Source organism: Duganella sp. Root198D2, from assembly GCF_001428585.1.
Taxonomy (GTDB): Bacteria; Pseudomonadota; Gammaproteobacteria; order Burkholderiales; family Burkholderiaceae_D; genus Rugamonas.
On record NZ_LMIC01000048.1, the window covers coordinates 133,636 to 156,619 of the forward strand.

24 protein-coding genes are annotated in these 22,984 nt (G+C 63.8%); 8 read left to right on the forward strand and 16 right to left on the reverse strand.

Annotation, left to right across the window (positions count from 1 at the left end; translation table 11 throughout):
• Positions 1-120: 120 nt before the first annotated feature.
• From glyQ to ASE26_RS24405, 6 genes are read left to right on the forward strand one after another with little or no spacing between them, the layout of a single operon-like run.
• The gene (gene glyQ, locus ASE26_RS24380; RefSeq protein WP_057247090.1) at positions 121-1,017 is read left to right on the forward strand and encodes a glycine--tRNA ligase subunit alpha; all 897 of its coding nucleotides are present in this window, start codon (positions 121-123) and stop codon (positions 1,015-1,017) included.
• Between the two features lie 13 nt (positions 1,018-1,030).
• Complete coding sequence (gene glyS / locus ASE26_RS24385) at positions 1,031-3,133, forward strand: glycine--tRNA ligase subunit beta (RefSeq protein WP_057247091.1); 2,103 nt, start codon at positions 1,031-1,033, stop codon at positions 3,131-3,133.
• A 1-nt stretch (position 3,134) separates the two neighbouring features.
• Positions 3,135-3,692, forward strand: coding sequence for a D-glycero-beta-D-manno-heptose 1,7-bisphosphate 7-phosphatase (gene gmhB, locus ASE26_RS24390; protein ID WP_055929439.1), 558 nt, complete (start codon positions 3,135-3,137; stop codon positions 3,690-3,692).
• Between the two features lie 13 nt (positions 3,693-3,705).
• Positions 3,706-4,446 (forward strand): 1-acyl-sn-glycerol-3-phosphate acyltransferase, encoded by a 741-nt coding sequence (locus tag ASE26_RS24395; protein ID WP_055929436.1) that lies wholly within the window; start codon positions 3,706-3,708, stop codon positions 4,444-4,446.
• A complete protein-coding gene (locus tag ASE26_RS24400; protein WP_082507261.1) occupies positions 4,392-5,330 on the forward strand; it encodes a M48 family metallopeptidase in 939 nt (312 codons plus the stop codon). The genes ASE26_RS24395 and ASE26_RS24400 overlap by 55 nt, the downstream gene beginning before the upstream one ends.
• Positions 5,330-6,046: a phosphodiester glycosidase family protein gene (locus ASE26_RS24405; protein ID WP_055929433.1), complete on the forward strand. Its 717-nt coding sequence runs from the start codon at positions 5,330-5,332 to the stop codon at positions 6,044-6,046. Before ASE26_RS24400 ends, ASE26_RS24405 begins: the two co-directional genes overlap by 1 nt.
• Here the strand turns inward: ASE26_RS24405 and ASE26_RS24410 are convergent.
• From ASE26_RS24410 to ASE26_RS24445, 8 genes are all read right to left on the reverse strand, one after another.
• Positions 6,043-6,648: a response regulator transcription factor gene (locus ASE26_RS24410; RefSeq protein WP_055929430.1), complete on the reverse strand. Its 606-nt coding sequence runs from the start codon at positions 6,646-6,648 to the stop codon at positions 6,043-6,045. The genes ASE26_RS24405 and ASE26_RS24410 overlap by 4 nt on opposite strands.
• Positions 6,645-7,754 carry a sensor histidine kinase gene (locus ASE26_RS24415; RefSeq protein WP_055929428.1) on the reverse strand — a complete coding sequence of 370 codons (1,110 nt, stop codon included), beginning with the start codon at positions 7,752-7,754 and terminating at the stop codon, positions 6,645-6,647. The genes ASE26_RS24410 and ASE26_RS24415 overlap by 4 nt, the downstream gene beginning before the upstream one ends.
• 6 nt (positions 7,755-7,760) lie before the next feature.
• Entirely contained in the window at positions 7,761-9,554 is a 1,794-nt protein-coding gene (locus ASE26_RS24420) for a CIA30 family protein (RefSeq protein ID WP_055929425.1), read from the reverse strand.
• 90 nt (positions 9,555-9,644) lie between these two features.
• Complete coding sequence (waaA, locus tag ASE26_RS24425) at positions 9,645-10,928, reverse strand: lipid IV(A) 3-deoxy-D-manno-octulosonic acid transferase (protein ID WP_055929423.1); 1,284 nt, start codon at positions 10,926-10,928, stop codon at positions 9,645-9,647.
• A 2-nt stretch (positions 10,929-10,930) separates the two neighbouring features.
• Positions 10,931-11,896 carry a lipopolysaccharide heptosyltransferase I gene (gene waaC / locus ASE26_RS24430; RefSeq protein WP_055929420.1) on the reverse strand — a complete coding sequence of 322 codons (966 nt, stop codon included), beginning with the start codon at positions 11,894-11,896 and terminating at the stop codon, positions 10,931-10,933.
• Positions 11,897-13,276 (reverse strand): phosphomannomutase/phosphoglucomutase, encoded by a 1,380-nt coding sequence (locus ASE26_RS24435; RefSeq protein ID WP_055929416.1) that lies wholly within the window; start codon positions 13,274-13,276, stop codon positions 11,897-11,899. It abuts the gene before it with no gap.
• 33 nt (positions 13,277-13,309) lie between these two features.
• Positions 13,310-13,624, reverse strand: coding sequence for an H-NS family nucleoid-associated regulatory protein (locus tag ASE26_RS24440; RefSeq protein WP_055929413.1), 315 nt, complete (start codon positions 13,622-13,624; stop codon positions 13,310-13,312).
• Between the two features lie 52 nt (positions 13,625-13,676).
• Positions 13,677-14,774 carry a glycosyltransferase gene (locus tag ASE26_RS24445; protein WP_055929410.1) on the reverse strand — a complete coding sequence of 366 codons (1,098 nt, stop codon included), beginning with the start codon at positions 14,772-14,774 and terminating at the stop codon, positions 13,677-13,679.
• 221 nt (positions 14,775-14,995) lie between these two features.
• Between ASE26_RS24445 and ASE26_RS24450 the strand changes: the two genes are divergently transcribed.
• On the forward strand, positions 14,996-15,841 hold the full coding sequence (locus ASE26_RS24450; protein ID WP_055929407.1) for a symmetrical bis(5'-nucleosyl)-tetraphosphatase: 846 nt from the start codon (positions 14,996-14,998) through the stop codon (positions 15,839-15,841).
• Here the strand turns inward: ASE26_RS24450 and ASE26_RS24455 are convergent.
• The 7 genes from ASE26_RS24455 to ASE26_RS24485 form a co-directional block, all read right to left on the reverse strand.
• The gene (locus ASE26_RS24455; protein ID WP_055929404.1) at positions 15,838-16,320 is read right to left on the reverse strand and encodes a hypothetical protein; all 483 of its coding nucleotides are present in this window, start codon (positions 16,318-16,320) and stop codon (positions 15,838-15,840) included. The two genes, ASE26_RS24450 and ASE26_RS24455, sit on opposite strands and share 4 nt — an antisense overlap.
• The gene (locus ASE26_RS24460; protein WP_055929401.1) at positions 16,317-17,114 is read right to left on the reverse strand and encodes a 1-acyl-sn-glycerol-3-phosphate acyltransferase; all 798 of its coding nucleotides are present in this window, start codon (positions 17,112-17,114) and stop codon (positions 16,317-16,319) included. The genes ASE26_RS24455 and ASE26_RS24460 overlap by 4 nt, the downstream gene beginning before the upstream one ends.
• Positions 17,095-18,399, reverse strand: coding sequence for a dihydroorotase (locus ASE26_RS24465; RefSeq protein ID WP_055929397.1), 1,305 nt, complete (start codon positions 18,397-18,399; stop codon positions 17,095-17,097). Before ASE26_RS24465 ends, ASE26_RS24460 begins: the two co-directional genes overlap by 20 nt.
• 2 nt (positions 18,400-18,401) lie before the next feature.
• Positions 18,402-19,367, reverse strand: a complete 966-nt coding sequence (locus tag ASE26_RS24470; protein WP_057247092.1) for an aspartate carbamoyltransferase catalytic subunit — start codon at positions 19,365-19,367, stop codon at positions 18,402-18,404.
• Positions 19,360-19,881: a bifunctional pyr operon transcriptional regulator/uracil phosphoribosyltransferase PyrR gene (pyrR, locus tag ASE26_RS24475; protein ID WP_057247093.1), complete on the reverse strand. Its 522-nt coding sequence runs from the start codon at positions 19,879-19,881 to the stop codon at positions 19,360-19,362. Before pyrR ends, ASE26_RS24470 begins: the two co-directional genes overlap by 8 nt.
• Positions 19,868-20,194, reverse strand: a complete 327-nt coding sequence (gene ruvX / locus ASE26_RS24480; RefSeq protein ID WP_373922432.1) for a Holliday junction resolvase RuvX — start codon at positions 20,192-20,194, stop codon at positions 19,868-19,870. Before ruvX ends, pyrR begins: the two co-directional genes overlap by 14 nt.
• A 64-nt stretch (positions 20,195-20,258) precedes the next feature.
• On the reverse strand, positions 20,259-20,834 hold the full coding sequence (locus tag ASE26_RS24485; protein ID WP_229207118.1) for a YqgE/AlgH family protein: 576 nt from the start codon (positions 20,832-20,834) through the stop codon (positions 20,259-20,261).
• Between the two features lie 184 nt (positions 20,835-21,018).
• Between ASE26_RS24485 and ASE26_RS24490 the strand changes: the two genes are divergently transcribed.
• A complete protein-coding gene (locus tag ASE26_RS24490; protein WP_055929382.1) occupies positions 21,019-22,401 on the forward strand; it encodes a deoxyribodipyrimidine photo-lyase in 1,383 nt (460 codons plus the stop codon).
• Here the strand turns inward: ASE26_RS24490 and ASE26_RS24495 are convergent.
• Positions 22,380-22,943, reverse strand: a complete 564-nt coding sequence (locus ASE26_RS24495; RefSeq protein WP_055929379.1) for a YdcF family protein — start codon at positions 22,941-22,943, stop codon at positions 22,380-22,382. The two genes, ASE26_RS24490 and ASE26_RS24495, sit on opposite strands and share 22 nt — an antisense overlap.
• Between the last annotated feature and the right edge of the window lie 41 nt (positions 22,944-22,984).

Genomic DNA, 22,984 nt, shown 5'->3' on the forward strand with positions numbered 1-22,984 from the left:
ATATCGATCAAACGCCCCGCAGCCCGGGCAAAACTCTACAGGTTCGCCGCAAAAACCGCTAAAATGAGCCGTTTTAGCGAACCGATAACGCTCGCGCCCAGGGCGCCACCAACGACCACGATGCTGACATTTCAACAAATTATCCTTGCCCTGCAATCCTACTGGGACAAGCAGGGCTGCGCATTGCTCCAGCCATACGACATGGAAGTCGGCGCGGGCACCTTCCACACCGGTACTTTCCTGCGTGCAATTGGCCCTGAGCCTTGGCGCGCCGCTTATGTCCAGCCATCGCGCCGCCCGAAAGACGGCCGCTACGGCGAAAACCCGAACCGCCTGCAGCACTACTACCAGTACCAGGTCGTGCTGAAGCCGGCCCCGGAAAACATCCTGGACCTGTACCTGGGTTCCCTGGCCGCGCTGGGCCTGGACCTGAAGCAGAACGATGTGCGCTTCGTGGAAGACGACTGGGAAAGCCCGACCCTGGGCGCCTGGGGCCTGGGCTGGGAAGTCTGGCTGAACGGCATGGAAGTTACCCAGTTTACCTACTTCCAGCAAGTCGGCGGCCTCGACTGCAAACCTGTACTGGGCGAAATCACTTACGGCGTCGAGCGCCTGGCCATGTACCTGCAAGGCGTGGAAAACGTTTACGACCTGGTGTGGACCGAGTGGGAAGAGAATGGGGAGAAGAAGCAGCTGAAATACGGCGACGTCTTCCACCAGAACGAAGTGGAACAATCGACCTACAACTTCGAGCACGCCAACACCGACCTGCTGTTCGCGCAATTCGCCAACCACGAATCGGAAGCCAAGCGCCTGATCGAGCTGCAACTGGTGCTGCCCGCCTACGAGCAGATCATGAAAGCCTCGCACAGCTTCAATATGCTGGACGCCCGCGGCGCCATTTCCGTGACCGAGCGCGCCGCCTATATCGGCCGCGTGCGCACCCTGTCGCGCATGGTGGCCCAGGCCTACTACGAGTCCCGCGAACGCCTCGGCTTCCCTATGGTCGCCAAATAAAACAATACCGAACATGAATCAGACCCTGCTCATCGAACTGCTGACCGAAGAACTGCCGCCGAAAGCCCTGTCCAAGCTGGGCGCCGCTTTCGCCGCTGGCATCGTCAACGGCCTGAAAGCGCGCGACTTCCTGGAAGAAGACAGCGTCGCCACCACCTACGCCACTCCACGCCGCCTGGCGGTGTCGATCACCAAGGTGCGCGCCACCTCGCCGGACAAGCAAGTGCGCGAAAAGATCCTGCCGGTCGCCATCGCGCTTGACGCCGACGGCAACCCTACTGCGCCGCTGACCAAGAAGCTGGCCGGCATGGGCCTGGCCCACATCGCCGTGGCCGACATGGAACGCGCCCAGGACGGCAAGGCCGAAAGCTTCTTCTACACCAAACTGGCCGCCGGCTCCGCCCTGCAAACCGGTGCACAGGCAGCGCTGGAAGAGACCATCGCCAAGCTGCCTATCCCTAAGGTCATGAGCTACCAGCGTCCGGACGGCGAGACCGTGCAGTTCGTGCGGCCGGTCCACGCGCTGATTGCCCTGCATGGCGCCACCGTGCTCCCACTGACCCTGCTGGGCCTGACTGCAGCCAACAAGACCGAAGGCCACCGCTTCCTGACCGAACCTGGCAAGCGCGAGATCACCGTTGCCAACGCCGAAACCTATGCGTCCACCCTGGCCGGCGCCGGCAAGGTCGTTGCAGGCTTTGAAGCGCGCAAGGAAGCAATCCGCAGCGCGCTGCTGGCCAAGGCTGGCGCCGACCAGGTGCTGATGCCGGAAGCGCTGCTGGAAGAAGTGTCGTCCCTGGTCGAGTGGCCGGTCGTGTACGAGTGCCACTTCGAGGAAGAATTCCTGGCCGTGCCGCAGGAATGCCTGATCCTCACCATGCAGACCAACCAGAAATACTTCGCCCTGACCGACGCCAGCGGCAAGCTGCGCTCGCGCTTCCTGATCGTGTCGAACATTGCTACCGACACCCCGGCCGCCATCATCGGCGGCAACGAACGCGTGGTGCGCCCGCGCCTGTCCGACGCCAAGTTCTTCTTCGAGCAGGACAAGAAGAAGTCGCTGGAATCGCGCCTGCCGCTGCTGAAGAACGTGGTGTACCACAACAAGCTGGGCACCCAGGCCGAACGCTCCGAACGCGTCACCTCGCTGGCCGCCGCCATCGCTGGCCGCCTGGGCGGCGACAAGGCGCTGGCCGAACGCGCCGCGCGCCTGTCCAAGGCCGACCTGCTGACCGATATGGTGGGCGAATTCCCTGAGCTGCAAGGCATCATGGGCACTTACTACGCACGCCACGACGGCGAGCACGAAGAAGTCGCGCTGGCCGCCTCCGAACACTACCAGCCGCGCTTCGCCGGCGACAGCCTGCCGTCCACCGCCACCGGCACCGCCGTGGCGCTGGCCGACAAAGTTGAAACCCTGGTCGGCATCTGGGCCATCGGCCTGCAGCCAACCGGCGACAAGGACCCGTTCGCGCTGCGCCGCCACGCGCTGGGCGTGCTGCGCATGCTGGTGGAAAAGCGCCTGCCGCTGCCTATCTCCGCGCTGCTGGGCGAGGCCGTCGCGCAATTCGCAGCCGTGCCGAACTTCAAGGATCCAAGCGCCCAAGTCAGCGCCTTCATGCTGGACCGCCTGCGCGGCATGCTGCGCGAACGCGGCTTCAGCGTCAACGAGATCGAAGCCGTGGTAGCGCAGAACCCCGACCGCCTGGACGACATCGTGCAGCGCCTGGAGGCCGTGCAAGCCTTCGCCGCCCTGCCGGAATCTGTCTCGCTGGCCGGCGCCAACAAGCGCATCACCAACATCCTGAAGAAGAACGAGGAAGCGCTGGCGCAGGCGGGCACCGTCAAGGCCGAACTGCTGCAGGACGCAGCCGAGAAGGCCCTGCACGCCGCCATGGGCCGCGTGGCTCCGGAAGTCGATGCGGCGTGGGCCAAGGGCGACTTCAGCGCCACGCTCAAGACATTGGCGCAGCTGAAGGAAGAAGTCGATGCCTTCTTCAACGACGTGATGGTCATGGCCGAAGACATCGCCCTGCGCAACAACCGCCTGGCGCTGCTGTCTTCCCTGCACGGCATGATGAACCGCGTCGCCGATATTTCCAAGCTGGCGGCCTGATATGCCACAGAGCCAGCCGACCAAGCTGATCATCCTGGACCGGGATGGCGTGATCAACCACGATTCGCCCGACTTCATCAAGTCGCCGGACGAGTGGATTCCCATCCCCGGCTCGCTGGAAGCGATAGCCCGCCTGAACCAGGCGGGCTATCGTGTGGTGATTGCATCGAACCAGTCGGGCATCGCCCGCCAGTATTTCGACATCAACACCCTGAATGCGATCCACCAGAAGATGCACCGGCTGGCGCAGCAGGTTGGCGCCGACATCGACGCCATCTTCTTCTGCCCGCACGCGGCGGCCGACAATTGCGACTGCCGCAAGCCAAAGCCTGGCATGTTCACGGAAATTTCGAAGCGCTTCGAGATCAGCCTGAAAGGCGTGCCGACTGTGGGTGATTCGCTGCGCGACCTGCAGGCAGGGTTCATCAGCGGCTGCGTGCCGTTCCTGGTGTTGACAGGCAAAGGCGAGAAGACCAATGCTACGGGCGGCCTGCCGCCAGGCACGCAAATCTTCGCTGACCTGGCTGCCACCGTAGACCATATACTTAAGACCAATTGATTGGAGACCGTCGTTGCGTAATTTCGTTCTGTTCCTGCGTTCCGCCCTGTTCATGGCCGTGATGGCAATTGCCACCGTCATCTGGTCCGCAGTCTGCATGCTGGCGGCGCCGCTGCCCTACAACAAACGCTATTTCGTGACTTCGCGCTGGAATGTCTTCATCGTCTGGTGTGCCAAATGGATCTGCGGCATTAACTACCAGTTCAAGGGCCATGAGAACTTCCCGGATGCGCCGGCGATCATCCTGTCCAAGCACCAGTCGGCATGGGAGACCATCTTCCTGTTGGCGAACTTGCCACGCCCGCTGGTGTTCGTGTTCAAAAAAGAAATCCTGTACATCCCCTTCTTCGGCTGGGGCATCGCGCTGCTGCGCATGATCCCGATCGACCGCAAGCAAGGCAAGAACGCATTTAAATCGGTTGTTGCGCACGGCAAGCGTCGACTCAAAGACGGCCAATGGATTATCATGTTCCCGGAAGGGACCCGCATTCCGGTCGGCCAACAAGGCAAATACAAGAGCGGCGGCACGCGCCTGGCAGTGGAAACCGGTGCCGTGGTGGTGCCGATTGCGCTGAACTCCGGCGAGTGCTGGCCAAAGAATTCCTTTATCAAGAAACCGGGCACCGTCACGGTGTCGGTTGGCAAACCGATTTCGTCGGAAGGTAAAACTCCGGACGAATTGATGGAGCAGGTGGAACAGTGGATCGAATCAGAAATGCGCGTCATTTCGCCCCACGCCTACAGCGCTGGCTAGCCGAAAAGGCTGAAGCGCAACAGGAGGCGCCGCTGCCCGCGGCCGCGCCTTCTTCCCCGTTTCCCGTGCCCGCTCCCGCGGCCGTGAACCTGCTGCGTCCCCCGGTGCAACTGCGCCGCCCGGAACCCGCCTCCCCGCCACTGTCCGGCGACCAGGACAAACGACAACTGCTTGTCGGCGAATACATCCTTGAATATGTCCTGAAGCGCTCCACGCGCCACTCCATCGGGTTCACAGTCGACGACAACGGCCTGCATGTCACCGCTCCCAAGCGCTGCTCGCTGGCCGATATCGATAACGCCATCCGCGCCAAGCAGCACTGGATCCTGTCCAAGCTCGACGAGCGCCGCCAGCGCCGCGCCGCGCGCCTGGAAAAGCCGCCCATCGTCTGGGATGACGGCGCCAGGCTGCCTTACCTCGGTGAAGAAATCACGCTGCGCCTGTACCAGGCGCCTCGCAACCGCACCGAATTCGACCCGGTGGCGATGGAACTCTCCATGGGCCTGGTGCAAGGCGCCACCGAACAGTTGCTCAAGGAACGTGTCAAGAACTGGTACAAGGCGCAGGCGGAGGGTTTGTTCCAGCAGCGGCTGGACCTGTATGCGGCGCGCCTGGGCGTGCAGTATGCCGGTTTCTCGCTGTCCTCGGCCGACACGCGCTGGGGTTCCTGTACCGCCCAGCGCATCATCCGCCTGAACTGGAAGCTGATGCACTTTTCGCTGCCGCTGGTCGATTACGTGGTGGCGCACGAACTGGCGCACATCCTCGAAATGAACCACAGCGCGCGCTTCTGGGCCAATGTCGGCCGCATCTATCCGCAATACGAAGAAGCCAAGCAACTGCTGCGCAAACGCGCCGCCGAACTGCCGCCACTATTCACCTGATGCGCGCTCTCGCGGCCGCCGTCGCCCTGCCCCTGTGTGCCTTGCTGGCGGCGTGCGCGGCGACGCGCGCCGCCGAGCCCCGTTTTACCGTGGTGACGATCGATCCGGCCCGGCAACGCCTGCAGCTCTTTCTCAACGATGAAAAAGGCCGCCCGTACCAGCGGCTCGATAAGCTTGCCGCAGCGCTGGCCGGGCACGGCCAGCGCCTGGCGTTCGCCATGAACGCCGGGATGTACCATGCGGATTACTCCCCGGTAGGCCTGTTGGTGGCCGATGGCATCGAGTTCGCCCCGCTCAACCTGGAACACGGCAAAGGCAATTTCTTCCTGCAACCGAACGGCGTGTTCCTGGTGACGGATGCTGGTGCACAGGTCGTCGAATCAAGCGCCTACCCCGCCTTCGCCCGCCAGGCGCGTATCGCCACGCAGTCCGGCCCGATGCTGCTGTCGGAAGGCAGGATCAACCCGCTGTTCGACCCAATCTCCCGCTCGGCCTATATCCGCAATGGCGTCTGCGCCATTGATGGCAAGGCGATCTTTGTCATCAGCGATGTCCCGCTCAACCTGTATGCCTTCGCCAGCTACTTTCGCGACACGCTGAAGTGCCGCGACGCCCTGTATCTCGATGGTTCGGTTTCCTCGCTTTACTCCCCGGCACTGGGCCGCAATGACAGCCATGCCAAGCTGGGGCCGATCATCGGCGTGACAGGCAACTAAAGCCAGCCGGCTTCGCGCGCCAGGCGGAAAGCTTCGACCCGGTTGCCGGCATTGAGTTTGCTGATCGCTTCCGACAGATAGTTGCGCACGGTGCCTTCAGACAGGCTCAGTTGTTTCGCGATATCGGCACCGCTGCGGCCTTCGCCGGCCAGGCGCAGCACCTGGCGTTCCCGTTCGCTCAAGGGATCTTCGCTGCCGCTCCAGCTTTCCAGCGCCAGCTCGGGTGCGATGGCGCGCCCGCCGGCATGCACACTGCGGATGGCGGATGCCAGCGATTCGGAAGGCGCATCTTTCAGCAGGTAGCCGCGTACGCCGGCTGCCATGGCGCGGCGCAAGTAGCCGGAACGGGCAAAGGTGGTGACAATCACCACCCGCGACTGGCTGCCGCGCCCGCACAGCGCCGCAGCCAATTCCAGTCCTGTCATCAGCGGCATTTCGATATCGGTCAACACGATATCCGGGCGCAGCTCTTCGCATTGTGCCAGCGCTTCCTGCCCGTTGCGGGCCTGGCCGACGACGTCGAGGTCCGGCTCCAGCTTCAACAGCGCAGCCAATGCGCCCAGCACCATCGACTGGTCTTCGGCAATCAGGATCCGGATCATGCAGCAACTCCCATCGGTAAATACAATTCCAGCGCCAGGCCGTCCTCCGTGCGCAAAGCCAGGCGCCCGCCGGCCGCCGCGACACGCTCGCGCATGCCGCGCAGGCCGTTGCCGCACTCCAGGGCCGCGCGGTCCACTGGCGCGCGGCCGTTGTCGCGGATATGGCAGACGATCTGGCCGCCCTCCTGCCGTACGCTGACCAGGCAGCGGGTGGCACGGGCATGGCGCAGGATGTTCGTCACCGCCTCGCGCAAAGCCAGCGCCAGCACATTCTCCGCCGTCGCAGGCATGGCGAAGGCCTGCACTTCGGCGTCCAGCGTCACATCTGCCGCGGCCAGGGCGGCGCGAGCTTGCGCCAGCTCTTGCACAAAGCCTGTCTGGCGGAAGCCGGTAACCGCACTGCGTACTTCGGCCAGCGCATGGCGCGCCGTGCTCTCGATATCCTTGATTTCTTTTGCGCTGGCAGCAGTATCGCGCTCCAGCAGGCGCCCCGCCAGTTCCGCCTTGATCGCAATCAGCGACAGGGTATGCCCCAGCAAATCATGCAGGTCGCGCGAAATGCGTTCGCGTTCGGCAATGCGGGCAAGGTGCTCGACTTCTTCCTGCTTGCGCAGCAGCTGCTGGCCGGAACGGCGCACGCGCGCATCCATCACGCTGGCGATGCCGACCGGCGCACCGACGGCCAGTGACGGCAACAGGAATGGCAAGGGCAACTGCGCTGCCAGTGCCACCAGCGCGGCACTAGCCAGGATCAGCGTTATGCCAAGGTAGGCGTGGCGCGGCTGTTCCAGCGCCGCGCACATGGAGCAGGCAAATATGAAAAAGGTGCAGGCACCGAAATTGAACGGGGCCCACGCGAAGCCCAGGACGACAGTTGCCAGCAATAGCGGCAGCGCCTGCCGGTTGCGCAAGCGGTAGCTGGCCAGGTACATCGGCACGAACACCACGATCGACAATACCAGCAAACCAAACTCCAGCAGCGCTGGCTTGATGTAGAAGTACTTCCACAGGAAGAAGTTCAGCGACAGCAGCCAAAGGTAAGGTGCTTTGCCGAGATGCGGCGGCACCCAGGGGCCGGCCAGCAAGCGCTTGAACTTCTCCATCATCGCTCCTTACTGCAGCATCAGGCGCACGTCGGAAATCTGGAACCGGTAGTCCCCGGTCTGCGGCCCCGCGTTGAAAGCAATCATTGTAATCGCGCTGGTGTCGATGCCTTTGAATCCGGCCAGCGGCAAGCTCACTTCCTGCCAATCGGCTGCGGCCTCGAACGGCATGCTGACCGGAATCTGCCCGGCACGCGACATGATTGCCACCGCATAGCGCTTGCCATCGCCCTTGACGCGGAAGCGCAGAACCTTGACCGCGCTCAGGTCGGCCGCCGCCATCGGCGAAGTGCCCGGCATGAAGGCCAGGCCGGCCCATGGGAAGGCAAAGCCGGGCTGCACGCTGGCCTTCACGCTGACCGCAGCATCGTCGACGTAGTCGACCTGCACGCTCGACTTGCCCCCCAGGATGGCGTCATTGGAAGGCATCCAGCCGGCGCCGAAGGGGCTGTCCAGCTTGTCCCTGGTGAACAGGCTGATGCGGCCATCGGCCGGCATCTGCGGCGGCACGCCTTTCGAATTCAGTTCCTGCATCACCAGTGCCTGCTTCTTCGCGCGAAGCGGCGATACGATCTCGCCATCCTTCCACACTTCCACGATGCGCCGTGTCGCCAGGATATCCTTGCTCGGGTCGCCATCGACCAGCACCACATCGGCCTTGTAGCCCTTGGCAAGCTGCCCGCGCAGGCCGAGCCGGAAGTACCTGGCCGGCACCGAGGTTGCCGCTGCCAGCGCCTGTAACGGTGTCAGGCCCGCCTTGGTCAGCGCCAGCAGCTCATGGTGCAGGCTCGCGCCGTACAGCGTACCCGGATTGCCGGCATCGGTGCCTGCCAGCAGGGGCACGCCTGCGTCGCGCAGGGCGGCCACCACGGTATTCGGTGCGGCCAGGATGGCAGGACGCGGCTCCTTGCCATGCAGGGTTTCCAGGATCGCCACCTGCTCCTTGTCGAGCAGCGCCGTCAGCTGCCGGTCGCCAAGCAGCTCTTGCGGCGGCAGGCCGGCGACACTCTCCATCACGCTAAACGTCGGGATGATGAAGGCCTTATGCTGCCTGGCCAGTTTGACGAAGGACTGCAGTTCGGCGGGAGCGATCGACGCTGCGGTGAACAAGTGCACCAGGCCGTCGGCGCCGGCTTCCAGGGCGGCGCGCGCGTCGCCGAGCTTGGAAATATGCACCACGGCCAGCTTGCCGCGCTTGTGCGCGGCCGCCACCAGCGCCTTGACGGTCGGCACATCAAGGCTGTTCATCGGATGTCCCGGCCAGCCCGGTTCCAGCACGATCTTGATGAAGTCCGAGCCTTCGGCAATGCGGGCATCGACCCAGGCCTGCGCTTCTCCCGGCTGCTCCAGGGTCGGGATCGGAAAGCCGTACTCGGTGCCATGGCCGCCCGGCACGGTGGCCAGGATGCCGGCCGAGAAAACGTCGGCAGCATCCTTGTTCTCTCCTTTTGCCATGCGGGCGTGGATCGCCTGCATGCCCTGCACCGGCATGAACATGTCGACCTGGGTCGTCACCCCAAACAGCAGCGGCAAGTCGAGGTAGCGATAGGCATGCACGTGGGAGTCGATCAGGCCCGGCATCAGCGTGCGGCCGGTGCCCTCGATAATTTTTGCGCCGGCGGGCGCCTGGCCCTTGAAGTCGGCGCTGGCGATCTTGCCGCCTTCCAGCAGCACGCTGCGCCGGGCATGCACTTCCCGGCCGTCGAAGACGCGGACATCCTTGATCAGGGTGGTTTCAGCTGCCAAAGCAGGCAGGGCGCAGGCCATGCTGGCGGCGATCAACAGCTTACGGAACGATTGCATTGCGGTCTCCTTGGGTTCAGGTGAACGCAGTATCCGCTTTGCCCTCGCTGCGCACCAGGACAGAATGCCATGACTTCGTCATGACATTTGTCACTTCAAATCAGGAAGCAATGCAAGCGTGCGCGCGGTGGCGCCGCGGTGGGTATTGGCGAAGGTCAGCGCATGCGCGCCCATCGCGCCTCGCGCCGTACTATCGGCCAGCAGGCGCACGGCCTGCTGCATCAGGCCATCGCTGTTCGGCACCCGCACTGCGCCGCCTTGCTGCAGGCAGTCTTCGGTGGCTTGCGCGAAATTGAAGGTGTGCTCGCCGACGATGATCGGCTTGCCCAGTGCCGCCGGTTCGATCAGGTTCTGTCCGCCCAGCGGCTGCAGGCTGCCGCCGATAAACGCCAGGTCGCAGGCCGAATAGTAGGCGAACATTTCACCCATCGAATCGCCCAGCAGCACCACGGTGGAAGGATCGACGCTGGCGCCGGCTTGCGCCAGCGCCGTACGGCGCTGCAGCGACAGGCCGCGCTCGGCCACCATGGCCGCGACTTCGTCGAAGCGCTGCGGATGGCGCGGCACGAGCAGCAGCAGAACGTCCGGTGGCAGCGCTGCGCGCGCAGCCTGGAAAGCATCCAGGATCATGCCCTCCTCCCCTTCGCGCGTGCTGGCGCAAAGGAAGACCGGGCGCACGCCGATCTGCTGGCGCAGTTGCGCGCCGGTTGCCAGCGCAGCCTGCGGGATGACGACGTCGAATTTGATGCTGCCGGTCACATTCACATTGCTGGCGCCCAGTTCGCGGATGCGCAGCGCATCGGCTTCGGTCTGTGCTGCCACCAGGGTGATGCCCTGCGCCGCATCGCGTATCACCTTGCCGAAACGCTGCGCCTTGCCCAGCGAACGCTCGCTCAGGCGCGCGTTGGCCAGCACCACAGGCACTTGTTCGCGCTGGCATTGCAGGATCAGGTTCGGCCACACTTCCGTCTCCATCAGGATGCAGACGCGCGGCTCGAAATGGCGGATGAAGCGCGCCACCAGCAGCGGCATATCGTATGGCAGGTAGGATTGCACCACACGGGCGCCATGCTTGCCGAACAGGCTCTTGCCGGTAGCACGCCCGGTCGGCGTCATGCAAGTCAGCACGATGCGCGACTGCGGGTATTTCTTCAACAGGGCATCGACCAGCGGTTCGGCTGCGCGTGTTTCGCCCACCGATACGGCATGCACCCAGATGGTGGCCGGTTCGTCGTTGGCGGCGCGCGCGCCGTAAATGCCCAGGCGCTCGCCCCAGTACTGGCGATAACCCGGCTCCTTGCGGCCGCGCCACCACAGGCGGCCCAGCACCAGCGGCAAAGCCAGCCACCACATGAACGTGTAAAAAAGTCGCATGCTCAAAGCAGGCTCTTGGCGGCGGCCAGCACTTCAGGCACGCCGGGCGGCGAACCTTTGTCGCCAAGGTTGATGATGCGCGGCGACCAGTTGCCTTCCGTTTTCCAGCGCGGCGAGTCGGCGTAGATTTCCACCACCGGGCGCGAGAAGGCCGCTGCGATATGGGTCAGCCCGGTGTCCACTCCCACCGCCAGCGCAGCACGGCGCGCCAGCATGACGGCGTCGGCCATCTGCAGTTTAGGCAGCACGCGGGCATTCGGGATGCCGGCAGCCAGCGCTTGCGCTTCCGCCTTTTCCTTGTCCGAGCCCCAAGGCAGCAGCACCGGCATCGGCGCCAGCGCCCTGCCCAGTTCAGTCCAGTTGGCCGGCGCCCATTTCTTGGCATCGCGCGCAGTGCCGTGGAAGAACACGGCGTACGGCTCGTCGCCCATCCAGTACGGGCGCGCTTCGCCGGCCGGCACTTCGGGCAGGCCGAAATCGGCCGGATAGTCGACCTTGAAGCCCAGTGCGGCGCCCACTACCAGGCGGCCGCGCGCAACGGCGTGCGTACGCGGGTCGAGCGGGATGCTCCTGCTGTGGAAAATGCGGGAAATGCCTTCGTAGCCCGAACCTTCGCTGCCGTTGGCAAGACCGACCTTGTTCCTGCCGCGCGCCGCGCCCATGATGACGCCGGTCTTCAGCAAGCCCTGCGTGTCGAACACATAGTCATACTGAACCTCGCGCAGCTGGCGGAAAAAGGCGCCGATCTCGGCGCGCGTTTCCTTCTTGCCCAGGCTCTTGCGCCAGCGGCGCAGGCCCCAGGGCAGGATATGGCGCACCATGGGGTTCAGGCGCACCAGGCTGACATAGCCTTCCTCCACCACCCAGTCGATGTTCGCGTCCGGGAAATGGCGCTTGATGTCGGCCACGATGGGCATATTGTGCAGCACATCCCCCAGCGAGGAGACGCGCACGAGCAGGATATTCATTCAGAACGGCAGTTGCGCATCCGGCTTGGCAGCCAGGATCACATCGCGGAACTGGCCCTGGATGCGCGCCAGCGCGGCCGGCGATTCCGCCTCGAAGCGCATCACGATCACCGGCGTCGTATTCGAGGAACGTGCCAGGCCGAAGCCGTCGGCATATTCCACGCGCAGGCCGTCGATATCGATGACGCGTTCATTGCCCGGGAATTTCGCTTCAGCGGCCAGCTTGGCCATCAGCGCGTAATTCTCGCCTTCGTTCAGTTGCAGTTGCAGTTCCGGCGTGCTGTCGGACTTCGGCAGTGCGTTCAGCAGCGCGGAAGGATCGGCGTGGCGCGTCAGGATTTCCAGCATGCGAGCGCCGGCATACAAGCCGTCATCGAAGCCGTACCAGCGATCCTTGAAGAACACGTGGCCGCTCATTTCGCCGCCCAGCGGGGCGCCGGTTTCCTTCAGCTTGGCCTTCACCAGCGAATGGCCGGTCTTGCACATCAGCGGCTTGCCGCCCGCCTGCTCGATGTAAGGCGCCAGGTGGCGCGTGCATTTCACGTCGTACAGGATCTGGGCGCCCGGGTTACGGGACAGCACGTCTTCCGCAAACAGCATCATCTGGCGGTCCGGGAAAATGATCTGGCCGTCCTTGGTCACGATGCCCAGGCGGTCGCCGTCGCCGTCGAACGCCAGGCCGATTTCGGCGTCGCTATCCTGCAGCGCCTGGATCAGGTCTTGCAGGTTTTCCGGGTGCGCGGGGTCCGGGTGGTGGTTCGGGAAAGTGCCGTCCACTTCGCAGAACAACTCGACCACTTCGCAGCCCATGGCGCGATACAGGTCGCCTGCAAATGCGCCGGCCACGCCATTGCCGCAGTCGACGGCGATCTTGACCGGGCGTGCAATCTTCACGTCGCCGATGATGCGCTGCAAATACTGTTCGCGGATGTCGTGGGTGCCGTAACTGCCGGCAGCGGCCGCCGGCTGCAGGCCCGCTTCGATGGCCTGGTACAGGGCGGTGATGGCATCGCCATGGATCGCCTCGCCCTTCAGCACCATTTTGAAGCCGTTATAGTCCGGCGGGTTATGGCTGCCGGTGACCATGATGCCGGAACGGGTGTCGAGCACCTGGGTCCCGAAATACACCATCGGCGTTGCCACCACGCCCAGGTCGATCACGTCGACGCCGGCGGCCTGCAGGCCCTGCGCCAATGCAGCGATCAGGCCCGGGCCCGACAGGCGGCCGTCACGGCCGATCACCACGCTGCGTTCTCCCTTCGCGGCGGCAGCCAGGCCGAAAGCGTGGCCAATGGAGCGTGCCACGCCTTCGTCCAGTGTTTTACCGATAATGCCGCGGATATCGTAGGCTTTGAAGATGGATTTGGAGAGAGCAACCATAGAAACTAACAAGACAAATATTAAAAAGCTGGCTCAGATGCGCAGGTCGTCAATCGACTTGCCGCCCTCGACCCAGTCCTTGACCCATTTCGGCTGGCGGCCGCGGCCGGTCCACTGCTCGCTTGCATTGGCGGGATTGCGGTAGCGCGCTTCCACCTTGCCACCCTTGTTGCGCGTGCCCGGGAAACCGGCCAGCAATTCCTTCAGCGGCACGCCGGCTTGCAGGGCGATGGCGAATATCTGTTCGCGCGCCTTTTGCTTATCCATACCCTCGCGCTGCTTTAATTCGCGCTTAATCTGTTCCTGCAGGTCGCGCAATTCAGCGGATGCCAGTTTCGACAGGTCCATCTTCCTATCCTTTAATTTGATTTCGATGCCTTGAAATATACACGAAATCGGCTTAACGGATTTTCTTATGTCGAATCATCCAGCGCGGCGCTTTAAATCGGACAATGCGCGCATATAGCCAGACATAACTCGCAATAAATAGCAGGCAGAACAGCATGAGCACCCAGGTATAGCGCCAGAATACCGTGGCGGGAATAACCGCCATCAGCGAAAACATCCACAAATAAGGCGAGGTCATGGAATTGCGGCGCACCAGGGCACGCGCATCCTTGCGGCCCACCGCCCATTGCACCACGCGCCGGAAAATCAGGCTGTGCAGGTGAATGCCGTCCGGCATCGCGGGCGAGGTACCGCGGATGAAGAAGCGGCGATAAACACTGAACAGGGTTTCAAAAGTGGGATAGATTAATAGCAATACGGCATACCAAGTAGAAACTTGCGGATTGCGCATTACCAGCATCAGGGCCAATTCGCCCAGCATAAAGCCGATAAAGTAAGCGCCGCCATCGCCCAGGAATATTAGCCCGACCGGATAATTCCAGATCAGGAAACCGGCGGTGGCGCCTGCGACCATCAATGCCGCCACCAGCACAAACATATCATTGACCTGCAGCGCGACATAACCAAGCGACAACAGCATGCAAATCGTCACCACGCTGGCCAGGCCATTGAATCCGTCGATAATATTGATGGCATTGGCAATGCCGGCCACCGCCAGCACCGTCAATGGCAAGGTCAGCCACAAATAGGGAACCGGCGTGGTGGAGAACATCCAGTCGATGCGATCGATGCGCGCATCCATCAGGAAATAGGCGAGCAAGGCGGCAAACATGGTCAGCAGCAGGCGGCGGCGGGCGCTGACCTTGCCCGTATAGTCTTCGACAATGCCGCCGAGGAAGGCAAACATCGCGCACATGATCAACGACAGCATCCAGCTTGTCATGACCGGCACGCGCCAGACCGAAACGCAGGCGCTCAGCGCAACGGCCAAAAAGATCGACAGGCCACCGATGCGGGCCACGTGGTGGGCATGCACTTTCTGTACGCCACCGAAATCAGCATCTAATGCGGGGCCATGCAACCGCACTTCCTTGATGACCCACAGGGTCAAGAGTGCAGACGTGAAAAAGCTCACGAGGAAGGAAAACATTTGTTCTTATCAGTATAGTGAGCCAGCCGCTATTGTCGCAGCGCAGCAAGAAAGATTGCTCGCGCGCTAAGCGGCGATTGTACCGTATGCGTGCGGGGCGACGGGAAATTCTAGCCCATAGCGTTGCGTCTAAGGTATTTACTTACCAATTGATACTTCTAGTGCAGCGCGCCCGGCCCTGCGCACCGCCGGCGAGCGCGATCATGCGTTATCCTAATGCGATGAAAACATATGCAGTCGGCGACCTGCAGGGTTGCCATGGCGAGACAGTCACCCTGGTCGAAAAGATCCTGGATACCGAACACGCCGCCGGAAACGACCCGCCCGCCATCCTGTTTTGCGGCGACCTGATCAACCGCGGCCCCGATTCGCTGTCTACGCTGCGCTATGTGCAGGCCTTGAGCCAGGGCAGCGACGGCCGCATCGACGCGGTGCTGGGCAACCATGACTTGCACCTGCTGGCGGTCGCCAACGGGATCCGGCCCGAATCGAGCTCCGACACCATCGAGCATATCCTGGCGGCGGCTGACCGCGAGGCGCTGCTGCACTGGCTGCGCCTGCGCCCGATGGCCATCATGCGCCTGGAGCACCTGCTGGTGCATGGCGGCGTGCTGCCGCAGTGGACGGCGCAACAGGCCATGGCGCTGGCCGGCGAAGTGGAAGCGGCCTTGCGCGGCGACCAGTGGGTCGGCTTCCTGCGCGAGATGTACGGCAACCAGCCCGATCGCTGGAGCGACGACTTGAGCGGCGCCGCGCGCCTGCGCTGCATCGTCAATGCCCTGACCCGCATGCGCTTCTGCAGCGCCACAGGGGTGATGGACTTCAAGATGAAGGAGTCGGCGCACGCCGATCCGTCGAGCGGCCTGATGCCGTGGTTCGAAGTGCCGGGCCGCCGCAGCAGCGATACCACCGTGGTGTTTGGCCACTGGTCGGCGCTGGGGCTGCGCATCATGCCGCGCCTGATCGCGCTTGACAGCGGCTGCGTGTGGGGCGGCAAGCTGTCGGCCGTCTGCCTCGACGACCGCAGCCTGCTGCAGGTCGATTGCCCGGAATACCGGAAGGTTTAGTGCTTCGGCCTGCCCTCGGCCGGGGCCGAGGCCTGGGATTGAGCCAGCCCGTCGGCTTTGCCCGCTTCGCCAGCGCCTTCCGCCGCGGCGGGCGCCTCGCCTTCGGCCGCTGCCGCAGCGGCCGGCGCGAACGTGGCCGCCATCAGTTCCTTGTACGCTTCCGACCTGCGCAGCGGTTCCAGGTTGGCGCTGCCCTTGATTGCCTCTTCATCCGTAAAGCCGTTGACGATTGCCGTCTCCAGCGACGCGATGGCGGCATTCTTGCGGCCCAGCTGCGCCTGGGCCTGGGCCAACAGGAAAAACGACTCGGCTTCCTTGGGCGCTTTCAGCGTCGCGGCATACGCCTTGTCCGCCGCAATGCCGTAATTCTTTTGCGTCAGGCTTTCCGTCGCCTGCGTGCGCAAGGCCTTGGCATTGGTGAAGGTGTCGCCGCAGGCCGCCAACAGCAGGCACGCTGCCAGCACGCTGATCCTGGTCATGCTGATTGCTCCTGTAAAGTTTCCGTCTCCGGCACGATGCCCAGCGCGGCGCCGATCGCGGCGTGGGTCGCAGCCGCCAGTTCGCGGCGATGGGCGCCTTCGCCCGGTAACGCTTGCAGCACGGACAGGCGCGCCCGCACCGGCTTGCTGTCGAGGATATTCACCACGCTTTGCACGAAAGTCATGTCGCCGATGAAGTCCACCGAGGGATGGGGCTCGCCCGCCGGGTCGACATAGGACAAGGCAAACGGCTGCACCGGCACCTTGCCATCCACGGCCGCCTCGAACAGGTTGGCGTGGAAAGGCAGCAGCGTGCCTTGCGCAGCCGTCGTTCCCTCGGGGAAGAAGGCCACGCGCTGGCCGTCCTGCAGGGCGTGCACCAGGCCCTTGAAAATATTGCGCAGCTCGCGCTTGTTGCCGCGCGCGATGAACACAGTGCCCGCCTGCGCCACCAGCCAGCCGGCCAGCGGCCAGTCGCGGATCTCCGACTTGGCCACGAAGCGGCATGGATACAGCGCATTGATGACGAAGATATCCAGCCACGAGATGTGGTTGCAGACGATCATGCCCTGCTCCAGCGGCGCCGCGCTGCCCGGCGCCATCTGCACGCTGACGTTGCAGATCGCCAGCAGCTGGCGCGACCAGCGCCGGATATGGCCGTTGCGCTTTTCCGTCCCGATGAAGGGGAAGATGAACGCGCAAATCGCCATGCCGGCCAGCAGGTGCACCGCCACGCGCCCGATGCGCAGCACCAGGCGCCAGTCAAGATTGCGTTTAGCTTGCGGTGCGCTCATATGCCACCCGGCCCGCAACGATGGTCGCCTGCACCTGCCCCGCCAGCTCATAGCCGAGGAACGGCGTGTGCTTGCCCTGGCTGGCCAAAGTGCTGCCGCTGACGGTCCAGCGCGCGGCCGGGTCAAACACCACCACGTCGGCCACGCTGCCCACGCCCAGCTGCCCCGCTTGCGCCAGGCCTGCCACGCGTGCAGCTTCGCAGGTGACGCGCGCCACGGCGCGCGAAAGCGCGTCGTCCCTGCCCTGCGCCGCGGCGTAATCGTCGGCCCATTTGATAGCCAGCGACAGCAGCAGCTCCAGGCCGGTGGCGCCCGGCGAAGCTTCGCCGAACGGCAGCAGCTTTTCATCGTCGTCGCACGGCGTGTGGTCGGAGCACATGGCGTCGATGGTGCCGTCCAGCAGCCCGGCACGGATCGCCTCGCGGTCGCGCTGGGTGCGGAACGGCGGGTCGACGCGCGCATTGGAGTCGAAGAAGTTGATGTCGGTGTCGGTCAGGTGCACGTGGTGCGCGCCAACGTCGCAGGTGATCGGCAAGCCTTCCGCTTTCGCCGCGCGCACCAGCTCCAGGCCGGCGGCAGAGGACATGCGGCACAGGTGGACCTTGGCGCCGGTCGAACGCATCAGCTCGAAGATCGTGTGCAGGGCGATGGTTTCGGCCATCACCGGCACGCCGGACAGGCCCAGGCGCGACGCCAGCGGGCCGCTGTGGGCCACGCCGCCGCGGCCAACGTAGGCGTCCTGCGGGCGCAGCCAGATCGTAAAACCGAAGGTGGCGGCGTACTGCATGCAGCGCTGCAGAACGGTGGTGTCCCTGATCGGGGATTCGGCTTGCGAGAAGCCGATGCAGCCGGCGCCGGTCAGCTCCACCAGCTCGGTCAGCGCTTCGCCTTTCAGGCCGTGCGTCAGTGCGCCCAGCGGATGCACGTGGGCCTGGTTCAGGGCATTGGCGCGGTGCTTGAGCATTTCGATCAAGCCTGGTTCGTCGAGCACAGGGTCGGTGTCGGGCGGGCACACCAGGGAGGTCACGCCGCCCTGCACTGCCGCCTGCATTTCCGATTTCAGCGTGGCCTTGTATTCGAAGCCGGGTTCGCGCAGCCGCGCCGACAGGTCGACCAGGCCCGGCGCCACCACCTTGCCGGCGGCATCGATGGTGCGCCCGGCCGTGAAACCGGCCGGCGGGGTGCCGATGGCGGCAACCTTGCCGTCCACGATATACAGGTCTTGTTTGGAATCGATCTTGTTGGCCGGATCGATCAGTCGGCCGTTTTGGATAAGTACGTTCATTTTTATGCTTGCGTGCCTGCCAGGATGCTCATCACCGCCATGCGGACTGCGATACCGAAGGTGACCTGCGACAGGATCACCGCTTGCGGGCCGTCGGCCACGGCGGAGTCGATCTCCACGCCGCGGTTCATCGGGCCCGGGTGCATCACGATGGCGTCCGGCCTGGCCAGCGCCAGGCGCTCCGGCGTCAGGCCGTAGGCGCGGAAGTACTCGCCGGCGGACGGCAGCAGCGCGCCGCTCATGCGCTCGTTCTGCAGGCGCAGCATGATGATCACGTCCACATCCTTGAGGCCTTCGTCCATGTTGGTGAAGGTGCGCACGCCCAGCTGCTCCAGGCCGCCCGGCAGCAGGGTATGCGGGCCGATGGCGCGGATTTCAGGCACGCCCAGGGTGGTCAGGGCGTGGATATCGGAACGGGCCACGCGGCTGTGCAGGATGTCGCCCACGATTGCCACGCGCAGGTTGGTGAAATCCTTCTTGTAGTGGCGGATGGTGTACATGTCCAGCAGGCCCTGCGTCGGGTGCGCGTGGCGGCCGTCGCCCGCGTTGACCACGTGCACGTGGTTCTGCCTGGTGTCGTGCAGGTGCTTGGCGATCAGGTACGGCGCACCCGACTGCGAATGGCGCACCACGAACATGTCGGCGTGCATGGCCGACAGGTTGTCGATGGTATCCAGCAGCGACTCGCCCTTGCTGGCGGAAGACGCCGCGATATTCAGGTTGATCACGTCGGCCGACAGGCGCTTGGCCGCGATCTCGAAGGTGGTGCGGGTACGGGTGGAATTCTCGAAGAACAGGTTGAAAACGCTTTTACCGCGCATCAGCGGGACCTTCTTCACTTCGCGGTCGGAGACGGACACGAAGGAGGAGGCGGTATCGAGGATCTGGTTGATGATGGCCTTCGGCAGGCCCTCGGTCGACAGCAGGTGCTGAAGCTCGCCGTGTTTGTTGAGTTGCGGATTAAGCATGGTTCTGTTCAATAGTCAGGGAAAACTTTCCGTCGCCGCCCTGCTGCAGGCGCAGGGCCTGGCCCGGCGCGCAGCGCGTGTGGGCTGCCACGAAATCGGCAGCCACCGGCAATTGGCGTTCGCCGCGGTCCACCAGCGAGGCGAGCATGATGCGCGCCGGGCGGCCGTAGTCGAACAATTCGTTGATGGCGGCGCGCGTGGTGCGGCCGGTGTAGAGCACGTCGTCCACCAGCACAATGGTGGCGCCATTGACGTCGAAGCCGATATGGGTCGGCTTCACGTCGTGCGGCAAGCCCTTCTTCGCGTAGTCGTCGCGGTAGAAGGACACGTCCAGCACGCCCAGGCGCGCAATCAGGTTCAGGTCCTTGGCCAGGCGCTCGGCGATCCAGGCGCCGCCGGAGTGGATGCCGACGATGGCCGGGTCGTTGGCGCCGGCAATGCCGGCCTTGACCTGCTCGAGCAGGCTGGCGTACAGCGCTTCAGCGTCAAGCTGTTGGGGATCAGTGTGGGACATATTCGTCAAAGTATTGTTGGAGGATGATGGCAGCGGCGCGGTCGTCGATGATTTCGCCGCGCTTGGCGGCAATCATCGCCGACGAGTAGCGCTCGTCGACCAGCACCACGGGAAGATTGAAGCGGCCGTTCAACTGATTGGCAAACTTGCGGCAGCGCGCCGTCATTTCGTGCTCGGCCCCGTCCGGATGGAACGGCAGGCCCACAATCAGCCTGGTCGGCCCCCATTTATCGATCAGGGCCTTAATCTCGGCGAAGCGTGCATCGTTGACCGTGGATTGAATGACGGCCAGGGGACTGGCCTGGCCGATCATCGTGTTTCCCATTGCGACACCAACGCGTTTGATGCCGAAGTCGAAGCCTAAGACAGTTTCCGGACTATGCATGACCCGCTTCAGAGTTAAGCATCAGGGGGTCGAAGCCCAGCAGTTTGATGGCGGCCTGGTAGCGCTCCTCGATCGGCACCTCGAACACGATGCGCGGATCGGCGGCCACGGTCAGCCAGCCATTGCGCGCCAGTTCGTCTTCCAGCTGGCCGGGGCTCCAGCCCGCGTAGCCGATCGACACCATCATGCGTTCCGGGCCCTGGCCGCGGGCCACGGCTTCCAGCACGTCGATCGAAGTGGTGAAGGCAACGTCGTTGGTCACCGTCAGCGAAGACGAATAGTGCGCGCCCGGGGTATGCAGCACGAAACCGCGGTCGTCCTGCACCGGGCCGCCGAACATGATCGGCTCCGATTCCAGGTGGCGCTCGGCGGCGGACGACACTTCGAGGTCGATCCGGTCGAACAGCACTTCCATGGTCATATCGGTAGGCTTGTTGATCACGACGCCCAGCACGCCGTTCTCGTTGTGTTCGCACACATACACGACCGTGCCGCCAAAGATCGGGTCATGCATGGATGGCATGGCAATCAGGAAATGATTTGCCAGGTTGAGCGCAGGGGCAGTCATATGTGCCTTTAGCTCCTTCAGTTCACTAGTTTCCGGTAACAATCCCGGCACTGGCATGCTTCTGGTCAATTTGACTTTTTTCATGATTGCTCTCAATGCAGGACTGTTAAGTGTTCTTTACTGTAATATCCGCGCTGCAACTGTCGGATATACCCACAGTTTACTATGAATTGCTGATCCAGCCATGAAAAACGCCCTTGTCTGGTTGCGCCGGGACCTGCGCCTGTTCGACCATGCCGCCATGCATCATGCGCTGGCCTCTGCAGGGACAGTGTACGTGGCCTTTATTTTCGACCGCGCCATCCTGGATGCGCTGCCGGCAGCCGACCGGCGCGTCGAGTTCATCCACGACACGCTGGCCGCGCTTGCTGCCGAGCTCGACGCGGCAGGCGGGCACCTTATCGTACGGCATGATCTTGCCGAAACAGCAATCCCAGACCTCGCTGCCGAGCTTGCCGTCGATGTTGTATTTGCCAATCACGACTATGAGCCGGCGGCTATGGCCCGCGACGCCAGGGTGGCGCGCAGCCTGCGCCAGGCCGGGCGTGAGTTGCGCACCTTCAAGGACCAGGTGGTATTCGAACGCGACGAAGTGCTGACCCAGGCCGGGCAGCCGTTTTCCGTGTTCACGCCCTACAAGAATGCCTGGCTGCGCAAACTGGAAGCCGATCCGTCGGTGCTGGCGCCGTGGAGCGTCGAGCCGGGGAGCGCGCGCCAGCCGGGCCGCTTTGCACCGGGCCGCAGTACACTGCCCTCGCTGGCCGACATCGGCTTCGAACGCACCAACCTGCACCAGCTGGGCATCGGCAACGGGCTGCAGCTATTCGACGAATTCCTGGGCAGGATTGCCGATTACGGCGCTGCGCGCGATTTCCCTGCCGTCAAGGGCCCGTCCTACCTGTCGCTGCACCTGCGCTTCGGCACCGTCTCGATCCGCCACCTGGTACGCAGCGTGATGACCATGGCGGCGCGCGGCGCGGCCGGCGCAGGCGGTGCGGTGTGGCTGTCGGAGCTGGTCTGGCGCGAGTTCTACATGCAGATCCTGTTCCACCACCCGCATGTGGTCGACGGCGCCTTCAAGCCGGCCTACGACAAGATCGCATGGGAAACCGGCCCCGCAGCCGACGAACTGTTTGCAGCATGGTGCGAAGGCCGCACCGGCTACGCACTGGTGGATGCCGCCATGCTGCAGATCAACCGCACCGGCTATATGCACAATCGGCTGCGCATGGTGACGGCATCGTTCCTGTGCAAGGACCTGGGGATCGACTGGCGCCGCGGCGAAGCTTACTTCGCGCTGCACCTCAATGATTTCGACCTGGCAGCCAACAACGGCGGCTGGCAATGGGCATCGTCCTCCGGCTGCGATGCGCAGCCCTACTTCCGGATCTTCAACCCGGTCACGCAATCGCAGAAGTTCGATCCGGAAGGAAAATTCATCAAGCGCTACCTGCCCCAGCTGGCAGGCCTGTCGGCCAGGGAGATCCACTTGCCGCGCAACCCGATCGTCGAGCACGACGAAGCCCGCAAGCGCACATTGCAGCGCTACGAAGTGGTCAAGAAGTAAGCCGCGTAGCCGAGCAGCTCGCGCGGGATCGAATAGAGGTCGCGCAACTCGGCGTAGCGTGCATGGCTATGTCCGGCGACCTGCACGCCGGCCCGTTCAAGGGCAAGCCGGGTGCGCGGCACATGGAAGTACTGCGTCGCCACCAGCACCGACTTCAGGTCCCTGGCGCGCATGAAGGCAGCCGCGTTGCCGGCCGTCGCCCTGGTATCCAGGCCTTGGCTGTCGACGACGATGGCAGCCCTTGGCACGCCATTCTTTGCAAGATAGCCGGCCATCACTACCGCTTCGTCAAAGCCTTCCCTGCCCAGCCCTCCGCTGACGAATATCAATGGCGCACGATGGCCGCGATACAAGGCCAGCGCGATATCGAGCCGCGCCCGCAGCCGCGGGCTGGGCGTGCCGTCCGGCGCCACCGTGTTGCCGGGCACCACGATCAGGTCGGCGTCGGCCTGCTGGTCGCTGCAGCCCGCAACGACGATCACGCCGCAGCCCAGCAGGAAAACGCCGGCAAGCAGCGCGGCAAATAGCTTGAACAGTCGCATTCGATCGGATAAAAAAAGGGCAGGCGCGATGGCCTGCCCTG

Bases quoted from the DNA above. Each gene is read 5' to 3' on its own strand.
- ASE26_RS24470 (WP_057247092.1), bottom strand. From the start codon at position 19,367: ATGCTTAATCCGCAACTCAACAAACACGGCGAGCTTCAGCACCTGCTG.
- ASE26_RS24440 (WP_055929413.1), bottom strand. From the start codon at position 13,624: ATGGACCTGTCGAAACTGGCATCCGCTGAATTGCGCGACCTGCAGGAA.
- ASE26_RS24410 (WP_055929430.1), bottom strand. From the start codon at position 6,648: ATGATCCGGATCCTGATTGCCGAAGACCAGTCGATGGTGCTGGGCGCA.
- gmhB (WP_055929439.1), top strand. From the start codon at position 3,135: ATGCCACAGAGCCAGCCGACCAAGCTGATCATCCTGGACCGGGATGGC.
- ASE26_RS24485 (WP_229207118.1), bottom strand. From the start codon at position 20,834: ATGACTGCCCCTGCGCTCAACCTGGCAAATCATTTCCTGATTGCCATG.
- ASE26_RS24435 (WP_055929416.1), bottom strand. From the start codon at position 13,276: ATGGTTGCTCTCTCCAAATCCATCTTCAAAGCCTACGATATCCGCGGC.
- ASE26_RS24495 (WP_055929379.1), bottom strand. From the start codon at position 22,943: ATGCGACTGTTCAAGCTATTTGCCGCGCTGCTTGCCGGCGTTTTCCTG.
- glyQ (WP_057247090.1), top strand. From the start codon at position 121: ATGCTGACATTTCAACAAATTATCCTTGCCCTGCAATCCTACTGGGAC.
- waaA (WP_055929423.1), bottom strand. From the start codon at position 10,928: ATGCGACTTTTTTACACGTTCATGTGGTGGCTGGCTTTGCCGCTGGTG.
- ruvX (WP_373922432.1), bottom strand. From the start codon at position 20,194: ATGATCGGCCAGGCCAGTCCCCTGGCCGTCATTCAATCCACGGTCAAC.
- ASE26_RS24490 (WP_055929382.1), top strand. From the start codon at position 21,019: ATGAAAAACGCCCTTGTCTGGTTGCGCCGGGACCTGCGCCTGTTCGAC.
- ASE26_RS24450 (WP_055929407.1), top strand. From the start codon at position 14,996: ATGAAAACATATGCAGTCGGCGACCTGCAGGGTTGCCATGGCGAGACA.
- ASE26_RS24445 (WP_055929410.1), bottom strand. From the start codon at position 14,774: ATGTTTTCCTTCCTCGTGAGCTTTTTCACGTCTGCACTCTTGACCCTG.
- ASE26_RS24465 (WP_055929397.1), bottom strand. From the start codon at position 18,399: ATGAACGTACTTATCCAAAACGGCCGACTGATCGATCCGGCCAACAAG.
- ASE26_RS24405 (WP_055929433.1), top strand. From the start codon at position 5,330: ATGCGCGCTCTCGCGGCCGCCGTCGCCCTGCCCCTGTGTGCCTTGCTG.
- ASE26_RS24415 (WP_055929428.1), bottom strand. From the start codon at position 7,754: ATGATGGAGAAGTTCAAGCGCTTGCTGGCCGGCCCCTGGGTGCCGCCG.
- waaC (WP_055929420.1), bottom strand. From the start codon at position 11,896: ATGAATATCCTGCTCGTGCGCGTCTCCTCGCTGGGGGATGTGCTGCAC.
- ASE26_RS24420 (WP_055929425.1), bottom strand. From the start codon at position 9,554: ATGCAATCGTTCCGTAAGCTGTTGATCGCCGCCAGCATGGCCTGCGCC.
- ASE26_RS24455 (WP_055929404.1), bottom strand. From the start codon at position 16,320: ATGACCAGGATCAGCGTGCTGGCAGCGTGCCTGCTGTTGGCGGCCTGC.
- ASE26_RS24460 (WP_055929401.1), bottom strand. From the start codon at position 17,114: ATGAGCGCACCGCAAGCTAAACGCAATCTTGACTGGCGCCTGGTGCTG.
- pyrR (WP_057247093.1), bottom strand. From the start codon at position 19,881: ATGTCCCACACTGATCCCCAACAGCTTGACGCTGAAGCGCTGTACGCC.
- glyS (WP_057247091.1), top strand. From the start codon at position 1,031: ATGAATCAGACCCTGCTCATCGAACTGCTGACCGAAGAACTGCCGCCG.